Source organism: Cupriavidus sp. IDO (genome assembly GCF_000812465.1).
In the GTDB taxonomy this organism is placed as follows: Bacteria; Pseudomonadota; Gammaproteobacteria; order Burkholderiales; family Burkholderiaceae; genus Cupriavidus.
This window is the reverse complement of sequence record NZ_JWMA01000072.1, coordinates 20,737-30,872: the sequence shown is the minus strand read 5'-3', so window position 1 is coordinate 30,872 and position 10,136 is coordinate 20,737. Positions and strand designations below refer to the sequence as shown.

The 10,136-nt window shown below is 57.8% G+C and carries 4 protein-coding genes and 1 pseudogene; 1 reads left to right on the top strand and 4 read right to left on the bottom strand.

All coding sequences use genetic code 11. From position 1 onward, the window contains the following. Positions 1-313: 313 nt before the first annotated feature. Positions 314-1,007: pseudogene (locus RM96_RS38795) on the top strand (IS3 family transposase); the annotation flags it as partial. Between the two features lie 538 nt (positions 1,008-1,545). On the opposite strand, the gene RM96_RS37425 reads toward RM96_RS38795, so the two are convergent. The 4 genes from RM96_RS37425 to RM96_RS38790 form a co-directional block, all read right to left on the bottom strand. Continuing rightward, positions 1,546-2,346, bottom strand: coding sequence for a phospholipase D-like domain-containing protein (locus RM96_RS37425; protein ID WP_238587353.1), 801 nt, complete (start codon positions 2,344-2,346; stop codon positions 1,546-1,548). Next, a complete protein-coding gene (locus tag RM96_RS39450) occupies positions 2,346-3,860 on the bottom strand; it encodes a hypothetical protein (protein WP_193752498.1) in 1,515 nt (504 codons plus the stop codon). Before RM96_RS39450 ends, RM96_RS37425 begins: the two co-directional genes overlap by 1 nt. A 380-nt stretch (positions 3,861-4,240) precedes the next feature. Beyond that, entirely contained in the window at positions 4,241-7,807 is a 3,567-nt protein-coding gene (locus tag RM96_RS21195; RefSeq protein ID WP_039013445.1) for a helicase C-terminal domain-containing protein, read from the bottom strand. Next, positions 7,800-10,136, bottom strand: coding sequence for a DISARM anti-phage system protein DrmE domain-containing protein (locus tag RM96_RS38790; protein ID WP_152624177.1), 2,337 nt, complete (start codon positions 10,134-10,136; stop codon positions 7,800-7,802). The genes RM96_RS21195 and RM96_RS38790 overlap by 8 nt, the downstream gene beginning before the upstream one ends.

Below are 10,136 nucleotides of genomic sequence, written 5' to 3'. Positions count from 1 at the left end.
CTCCATTACGCCGGTGATCTGCTGGCGCCATTACGCCGAAGATCTGGTGGCACCATTACGCCGGCGACGGATTGGCACCATCATGCCGGCGATTCACATTGGTTTTTGCGGAATTTTGTTCCCGCCCCCCCCACGAGCACGCCTGCAGGCCGGCAGGCAAGGTATACCACCGGCGTGACTCAGCTAGCTCGTGTGGCACACCTGACGGCGACCGTCCTCGCTTTGTACAGCCGAATCCCGTCCATTGGATCGTCTCGCCTCGTCGGCCTGGATCCTGCCGACGACTGACCGTTCGCTGCTAGCGGCGCGAGCTAGCCGACGCGTGATGCATGCGCTGCGGCTGCAGGGAATACGCATTGGCCGCTACCGGGTGCGTACGCTGATGTGCGAAGCGGGCTTGCGTGCGAGCTGGAAGCGCAAGTTCGTCTCAACGACTGACAGCCGGCACACGCTGCGTGTGGCAGCGAACGTGCTGGACCGGCAGTTTGACGTGACAGAGCCAAACCGCGCCTGGGTTTCACTATATCCGCACGGCCCAGGGCTGGTTGTATCTGGCGGTCGTGCTGGACCTGTACTCACGAAAGGTGGTCGGCTGGTCCATGGCGCCCACCATGCCAGCCGGCCTGGTCATGTCGGCGCTGACTATGGCGCTGCAGCAGCGCCGGCCAGCGCCGGGACTGGTCCTGCATACGGACCGGGGGAGCCAGGGCGCGAGCGACGAATACCAGGCCTTGCTCAGACAGCATCACGTGGTCTGCAGCATGAGCCGCAAGGGAAATTGTTGGGGCAATGCGGTGATGGAGCGGTTCTTCCTGAACCTAAAGATGGGGCGCGTGTGGCAGCGTCAATACGCCAATCACGACGAGGCTCGACGTGACATCACCCAGTACATCGTTGGCTTCTATAACCCGGTGCGCTTGCACTCAACCCTGGGGTATCTGTCGCCCACCGCCCGCGAGGCGAAATTGACAGCGAAAGAACCTATCTGCTTGTCCGAAATAACCTGACCACCACATCGCCCTTCAATCGGCTTGCTGGCGGGCGACCAGTGGGAACAAGTCTATGCAAACCGACGGCTGCGGAGGCCGCCAAACTGCCGGCAGTTGAATTTGCCGAGAGCCTTGGTAGCGCCGCGACGGCGAGCACTGTGCTGGCCAAAGCAAAGACATGGGCAGGTTGACAGTAAGATGCGCGGCACTCGAGGATGAACCCCACAGGGGGGCAGACGTTACGTTCCGCTGCGTCGAGAAATTTAGCAGTTGATCCTCCAGTTCAGCACCTATGGCTGAAGCAAAGCAAGAGTTGGTAGGAGTGATGGCGGGGCCGGAACACCGACGACGATGGCCCGCGAATGAGAAGCTGGTAATGGGACCTCAAGGCGGACAAGACGGTATCAATAGTGGATCGCCAGCACGGCGTCATCCCAATCCGCACTTTCACTGTGATGGGTTTTTCCTGGATGGCAGCCGCACAGCAGTCCGTGCCGACGAGGAAGTCTTGCCGGCCTCAGATCTGAACGAAACAAGAAGTAAACCGGGTGAGCCACTAAGCGGCACCTTTCGTGCTAAAGGCAACAGAGACGAGCGCCTGTCCTACCGCTTCACCCACCACCCGCTCGATTTCTGCTGCTTCACTTCCGCAAACTTCCATCCCTGTCTCCAGATTCCTGCCGAACCCCTTCCCCGTCAGATTTGCCGACCCCACAATGCCTCTGTCGCTATCAGCGACGATGAGCTTCGAGTGCAGGAGCATGAGAGCGTCGTCTATTGCCGTGTACACCAGCAACTTGCCGGGTAGCCTGCAGCTTTCTCGCCGCAATGATTCGAGAGCGGCGGATGACCAAGAAGTGAGGTCATCTGCGCCATGTGTGACCACAGTTACAGAGACTCCGACCTGAAGCGCATCCAACAAAGCCCGTTGAATCCGGCCAACTCCTTCCGACTCCAGAAAAGGCGCCACCAGCAGTAGTCGCGTTTTCGCTTGTTCGATGACCCGGACTGCGGCATTAAGGTATCCTCCTTGGTCAACGCCTTCAACTTGCAAAGCTGTTGGCAAAGTCCATACAAGCCTTGGAGCTTCGGCCTCTGGGTTTCCTCCTTGCCATAGCCAGCACAAAAATTCAGCAAGAGGCCGCGCAGCCAAGATTTGATTGGGCCCTTCCAAGCAGCCGTACTGGGAGAGAGCAGCCGATAAGTCCTCCTCAGCACGATCCCCCAGCACACCGCGGGCCCACAGCAAGCCCGACGCTTGGACTGGCTCACCAACCATCATCCACAAAGCCTGGCCAAGACGTCGAACGCCCTCCGGGCGCGGGATACGTTTCGCGATTTCGGCGGCTGCGCTCATTATTCGATGGGTGCCGCTTGCCAAGCGTTCTTCCAGTACCCGTGAGGCAGGGACATTCCTTCGAACGCACTTGCCTGCGGCGTTGGACCGCCATACACGGTGGCCCGAGACAGCTCGCGGTTGAAGGAGACACAGTTGTGCTCGCGATGGGTGCATCCCGCGCAGCTGCCACCGTCATCTGCGCAGATGGGGTCGTACACACACTCATAGCCTGACTGGACTGCATCCCACAACCATGTGTTCAGTCGTTGCTCAAACAGCGTGGTAAGTCCGCCGATCTTTGTTTCAGCGTGCCGGTTGGCATACAGAATGAACGACAGCGAACCGGGAATCAGATACTCCCCAACGCTCGACGGCGCAAATCCGCTCCACTCAATTCGCCGCAGGAACAAATGGCTCATTGTGTGCAGCAGCGTGCGGACTGCGGCTGCCTCCTGTTGACTGTAGAAGGTCTCGTGTGGTGCCTCACGGAGGCCGGGCACCTCTGCATATAGGCGTGCCCATGCCTCTTCGGTACCCGCCGGCATGGAGCCACTGCTCAAGCCATTCTCCAACAACCATGCATAGACTCGGAGCGGGTCAAGCTGAAACCAGAGCGCCTCGGTCTCAGACGCAATTGCGTAGACTGGAATGCGCCCGCGGTCGTCCACAGGAAACGGCGTAATGAGCGTCCGCGCGGGGTCCCGCGCAGTTCTGGTGTAGCCGTATGCGCACAAAGCCAGTGGAAAATCATTTATGACTTGGATGTTAGAGATCCCGAGAAGCTCTGCAGCCTTCTTCTGGCTCTCCTCGATGTCTCTTGCACCGGCCTCATCTCCAGCCCGTCGAAGCATCGCTGCGACATCTGGAATGGTGCTGATGTCGGTCTCGTCCAATAATGTGGTGTGCTCTACCAGCCAGCGCCGTGGTACTCCTCCCGGTACGACCTTGCAATCGGACAACAGCTTGTTGACGCGGTCAATCTCCGCATGTCCTTTGGGCTGGCTCTTTTTGGAGTCATAGTCGCGAACTAGGGAATTGGACGGATCAAGCTTTCGTAGCTCTTCCACAATCTTCGCTGTCATGTCGGTGTCTTCTGGCTTTCCAAGACTCGCCCGCTCTCGAAGAGTCTCGGAAACCGAGTCCGGCAGCATACCCCACGTCCGTGCGAGCATCAGCTGCAATGCGTCAGGTGCCTTACCTAGCTTCCCTTGTGCATCCTCCGGAAAGTTGATGAATGCAACGGTGTGGGGAATATAGAGTGACGGGTCGCCGGTCGGAACGACTCGCAAGTACTTCTCTGCGCGAGGACCTGGAGGTAGCGAATTGTTGTAAGCGCACTTGCAAGGAGTGAAGCGCAAAGCTTGTACGTCTGCGCCACATTTCACGCAATACCATCGCGCTTGCTTCACCCGGCCCGGGTCATAGAAAGCCAAATCCTCCGGCCCGTGTCCGTTTGGACAGCGCTGTGTTGGCACGAACAGCTCTTCGAGCCGTCCACAGTTATGTGCCTGCACATAGCGCATCTGGTTCATGTACCCGCCACACACGCACTTTCCGGATGCCGACGCCCCGCGCTTCAGAAGGTCTGTGAATCGGCCCGCGCGTCCGCACGAGCGGCACTTGAAGACCTGCGGGTACGGTGTGAATCGCACCTCGCGGGGCGAGCCCACAGCGTAGTATGACCTCCTACTTACATCTCGCGTGTCGGGGTACTTGGCGGAAAACTCGCTTGGCCACATGGCCAAGGCATCAGCCATTGCATCAAAGAGCGCGTCGCAATTTACCTCAGCGTCGCCCAAGGCGACCTGAGTTACCTTGCATAGACCATAGTCATCGTGTTCAAAGACTGCCTCCGGCAAGTGTCGGAACAGAACTTGTGTCTGGCCGCGCGAGAACCCTTTGTTTGCCATTGTCAGTCCTTGGTCCGTTGTACGAAAGTCAGCAGTCGGGAGTCACAGCGGTCCGGCCAGAATGGAACGCCAGCTTCGACGTCCCGGAGGCTGGTCATCGGCGCAGGTCTGACGGCGTCCTTAGCCTTCTTTTCTGTACTATTGCGCATAGACATCTCCACAATCCCGAGTTGCCGCTCGACGACATCGCCAAGCGCCTTTTCGAGGCGACTGTCGTACACACCCTCGCCAAGGGAATAAGCTCTCTTGATTTCGTCGACAAACTCGGGCCCCATGCCTTTGATAAGCTCAACGGCCTCCACCCGCATGTTGAGCTTTGAGTTGCCCGTTTGAGCAGTGTGAACGCCGTAGACCACGCCAAGAACGACGCCTGGCAACGTACGCTGCGCGGCATACTTAGCAAACCGGTTCACAGGCACCGGCGAAACCATGCGATCTAGGTGCTGGTGATACTCAATAAATCGGTGGTAGATGCTATTTGCCCGCAGAGAGAAACTACTCAGAACGACAACGACGAGTCCGATGTGCCGTCGACCGCTACGGCTGGACGCTTGGATATACTCAGCAGTCTCTTCTGGGACGCCATCCATTGTCATGAGGTTGACCCGCTCAAGGTCAACTCCATGAGAAATCATGCTTGTCGCGACAAGAGCATCGAGGAAGCTTTCGTCGCTCCAGTTTGGCGGACTTTCGACACGATGAACCACGTCAGCCACTTCCGCGCTCGATGAGCGGCTTGAGTGATACTCAACGTTAAGGTCCCGAGCCCCCGGTCTGATTTTCGCCGCCACCTCCTCAAGGGCCTGCCTGACGCGCGAGCCTTTGGCGAGACTGCCGACATAGTTCAGTGTCGTTGAGTAGTGGCGAAGCAAAGCAGCTACATCGTTAGGCGTCTTTGCATCATGCAAGAAGGCGAGCGCCTGATGAGGGTTCTTGAAGAGGTTGCCAATCTCACCATGCATGATTTCCGTACAGAACGCCGACGCGTCGGCCGGAGATAGAGAGGGACTCCTGAAGGCGACGAAAATGCGTGCGGTCTTTGGCTGGCTTCGCTCGTCGCGGTCCGGCTCTGCGTAGAAGCTTCGCATGCGATCGTAGCCTCTGCCCGGAAATCGCCGTGCATCCTTAACACCATACAGATGGCGAACCTGGTTCTCAAACCCTTCAATGGTGGCGGTAGCCGCGATGATCTTCGAAGGCTGCCCTCCGACAGCTTTCTCACAGTATCGGATAAGTGTTTCGTAGTGGCCAGCGAACGCCCCAAGCTCTTCCTGCAACAGATGCAATTCATCTTGGATGTGGAGAGCCGGCGCGGGATCATACGGCTTCAGAGTTCTACGCTTTTTCTTGTCAACCTTGCATCCGAACGCCGTGCACCATTCGCCAAAGCCATAGCCGTGCTCGGGGCACTTCCACTTGGCGCCGCCCCAGAGCAAGCCGAATTTTGGTTGCTGGCCAACCGTAGCCATTTTGTCGATGGTGCCGAGCACCAGCGTAGGAAGATTGCGGTACACCTCGTCGTCCGACACATCCAGCGGCAGCTCGACGCTACAGTTGCTGCACACATGCCTAAAGCGGATTGCCTGAACGTCCGCATTGACGTTGACAGTTCCGCGTCCGCCGCACGCCGGGCAGTCCGGTACTGCCCGAACAAACTCAAGGCTCTCGGGAGTAGTCAGATTGCTGAGATAGTCCGCCGTCAGGCTGTTAGGCGTGGTCGTGCTGCCAACGAAGTACCCCAGGCGAATCGGCGCGGATTGGCTTGCTTCTTCACCTAGCACACGCTGCCGTTCTTGCTCCGTCTCCCAAATGACTCGCATTGCGCGCTGCAACTGCTGAATGCTGAGCATTCGGAGCGGAAAGCGAAGCCATGCAGTCATGCCGAAGCGCTTTCCCCTGAGGCGGTCGTAGAGCATCGCGCAGCAGGTCAAGCCAAGGTACGCTTCGGTCTTACCACCGCCTGTTCGGAACCAGAGCACGTCGCCCCAATCAAGGACATCCTTCCATTCGCGCTTCACGCCTTCGGGGTACTGCCCTTCGAAGTAGTTCTCTCGAATGGCCAGAGCTGGCAGTTGAGTAACGATGTAAACGAGCTGAAACAGACGCCAAGACTCGTAGCCGCTCGCTAGCTTGCCGAACACCCGGTTGGCGGCCTGAAACGCGGAAAGTAGCCGCCCATCCGCCTTCAGAGCTGCGACACCGCATGCGAACCGCCGAATCTCATCAACGAAGCCAGCGTAGTCCTGTTTGCACTCAGCAAGGGCTGCATCGTCAAGCTGGAGCGCATTTTTTCCGAGAATGCGTTCCTCCCAGTCCTTGCCATATTCGCACATCGCCTGATAGATTGCGTCCAGTGTTTGGAATGGCTCGGTCGCGAGCGCAGCGAAACGCGCGGGCACAGCATCACGGGTCATAATCCGCGGCTGCTCGTAGACAGCCAGTGCCGCCGACCTAACCGTACCGGCCGAACGATCTGCAACGACGCTCGTGTTATGGCCTACCACCCAGACACGTCGGTCATATTGGTAGTCCTGTGGCACCGGCAGGATCTCAATGGGATGTAGCTCGCCGTTTGTCAGTTTTGCATCAATGCAAACGTCACTGATAACTTTGAATGCATCCTTCAGACCCTTCCCCTTGGTCAACGGCGGCGTTTCCGGGGTATCGTTCTTGAAATAACAGCCGATCCGCAATTTCCCGTCCGGCCGCGGTGTTGCTCTCAACTCAATTGATGCGTTGAGTTGCCACTTTTCGACGGGCTGGCCTTGCAGCCGCGAGGATAGAAAGGCCTTGAACGCGCCCTCAGTTTTGATGTCGCTCTCGGATACCTTGGGTCGAGTACCAGGCAAGACGCGCTCAGCATCAGGGCTGTCAAATGCACTTTCAAGTTGCTCGTCGAGCAGGCGCTGGACAAGCCCCTCGTCGGTCAGAGTCCCGCCCGCCACTGGCACGTGAAAGGTAACGCCCTTGAGTTCCAGAGGCCATCGCTGAACCACATCCGCGAGCGGAGCGCCTGCTGATGCGCCAGACTCCAACACGTTGGACTGTTCCGCGAAAGTAGGCCAGTGCTTCGTGAAGATGCAGAAACGAACGTCGAGCGTCAAGGCGACCTTACCGTTCGAATCAGGCTGAACAAGCGTCTCGAAGCCAATGGCTGAAGGTGGTCGGCGGGTTCCTTCACGGTCGTCGCCCTTGTCAGCAACGACTTTCGGCTCGTCCGCAGATTCGTCCCCTCGGGATCTCGAGATGCCCGTGGTCAGATGAGGTTTCGGTCCTGTGGTTGATGGTGCGGCTGCTGCCGCCACCGGCACGACTGTATCTGCAGCCTGGGGCTCCAGAGTACCGTCGGGCGGAACTTCCGCCTCAAGCGTCGCGGCATCAAGTTCAATGGCGCTGTGCTGAATCTTTGCGGGCCCGATAACGCCTAAGTGACACCAGTCAAGGGGATGCACGTTCGTGCGTCGTGTGCTGTCTCTCCCTGCCAGCCTCTGCTCGAGAACACGAACGAAGTGATGTGAGATTGCGAGTTCATCCCTGTAGGTTGGGACATAGCCCTTTTCGTCAGTCATCAAAGGTCCTTTGAGTAACTTTCACAGAGGCCACTTCCAAGACTTCGACGGCCGCGAACACATCCGCCATGGCCGTATCCAATTCTCTGGCACTAGCAAGAGCCTCTTCGTATCCTTCCCCTGAGATCACTGATCTCAGAAACCTTCGAAGAGTTCTGCCGGCTTTTCGATTTCTGCCGCGCTCATGCTGTACTGCCTTGAACGTGCCTTCAAGCATCACTTTCGATCTAGCGTAGGATTCGATTTCTGAGGCGAGAATCTTGAATTCATCGAACTGCTGAGGAGCGATGACCCCTTCCTCACCCTCGATCAGCCAGCTGATAAACGTGCCGTAGCTCGAAGTCAGGCCCTTCGCGACCAGCTTGTCGTAGAGGTCTCGCTTGTTGCTGTAGCTTTGCACCAGGCTCTGTTTCGTGGCTCGCCAGAGCTCAAGCGTTACTCGTTGCTGCTGCGACAAGCGAGAATTTACGGCTTCGGTCAATCTCTGGAACAACCCGTCGTAGCGACCGTCCACGAACGTAATCACCTTCCAGCCAGGACGAAGCTCGCACGCCAGGTGCCGTTGGACTGATGAGGTTTCCGAAAAATAGACGTCCACCTTCTGATTGCCATAGAAGGTCTCCGTACTGTCCGTTACGTAGCGAACTTCTGTGGCACCGTCTGTTCCTCCTCCGAAGTAGGTGTCAGATTCCGGTCCGTCGAACGAGTTATGCTCAATGGCTGCAGCCAATCCGTCGATGTCAAGCTCGTGCGAGAGCTCGGAGTCGCTGACAAGGGTCACCGGGTGCCCATCCATCCTTTGAACTGTAATTGGTGGGCGTGGCCCGGCAGGCCTCACCTTAGCGCTCTTGATCGGTCTGAACCCTAACGGCTCTAGAAGTTCGACCCGGCGTTCGTCCGCCTGCAATGGCACCCAAGGAGCGTGCAAGCGGTTCTGTGCGCTGCGCTCGGTCTCCACTTCATGAGGGTACAGAAGCTCGTCGACCCGCACTGAAGAGAACGCGTCCAGGTATCGATGACCATTTGTCCGGGGCGCCAACAGTACTGTCGGGCAGACGTGACCATCGGCAACCAAGCGTGCTTCTTTGTTGGCCGTCACAAGCTCGACGCGTCCCGCGGAAACTGCCTCGGCAAAACCATCAACAAGCGTCTCTAGCGCTGGTACGAGCAATGTCAATTCAGCTTCAGAGCCCACTACGATCCGGAGGTGTTCTGTCGGCGAGGCAAGAAATGCCTGGACCTTTGACGCTACGGCCCAGAATTTCGCAGTTTCTTCCCGTTTGAGCAGTGTTTGATATGCAGCCTTGGTTGCTGCCAGTAGCTCTGGCCAAGTCGTATCCCAGGCCACACTCCCGTGCCCCTGCATTGAGTCAAGCTCGTCAATACGTGTCCTGAGATTGCCCGACCAAGTTGTGGCTGCGACTTGCTCAAGCTGTGCGAGAGGGACTACTAGCTGACGCAGGCGATTGTAGATACTCCAACACTGTCTAAGGCCCGGGAACGAGCGCCCGTCCGCAGCTTTGGCCGCTGCGGTCAACCATTTGTAGAGTTTCGCAAGAGCCGCTGTGGCGTCATTGTCGGAATCACACACCCAAAGGAACCGGTCGCCGATGCTGTGTGTGACGGGATCGTCTGACTCAACAGCTATCTGAGCATCCTGCTTGGCTTGCGGATCCCAGAGCCAGACAGATGTTTTCGCAGGATAGCCACATGCCGCTAAGACTGAATCGCTCGGAGGGGGAGTGATGCAAACACGCAGGGAGCTACAGCCACATGCTGTGCGCAGGAGCGTCGACAATTGATCAAAAGTTCGGGGGTGAGATGCATCAATGATTACCGCACCGAATCGCCGGCCGGCGGTACTCTTCGCGACCCAGCCCGGATTCGCGATGAACACGCGAGGCTTGGACGCCTTCGGTGCAGAGTATTTTGACAGCGGCGTTACATCCCAAATGTCAGAAAGGCGCTGGCCTCGCCCTACGCACAATTCGTCTAGCTTTAATTTGCTGTCTGAAATCGCTTGTGTGACGATAAGCATGTCGCCTTTCAGCAGGTGACGCACTTCTTCCGGCGGGAGTTGCTCACGCGAATTTTTGTGTGCGTGGTCGCCGATGAGCAGTGCGGCAGCAACATGACGAGCCGTTGAAGGGGTTGCTTCCGGTACCACAAACAGGAGCGTCTGTTCGGAGACTTGTACACGCAGCGCGGTGCGAACGGAGATGGCCCCGCTTATCTTCTCGAAGGCCATCGCATCAACAGGAAGAACAGTGCGGTGCAGGAGCGCGTCTGTGACGAGCTGCGTGGACAACTGGATCGCACTGTCCCACAT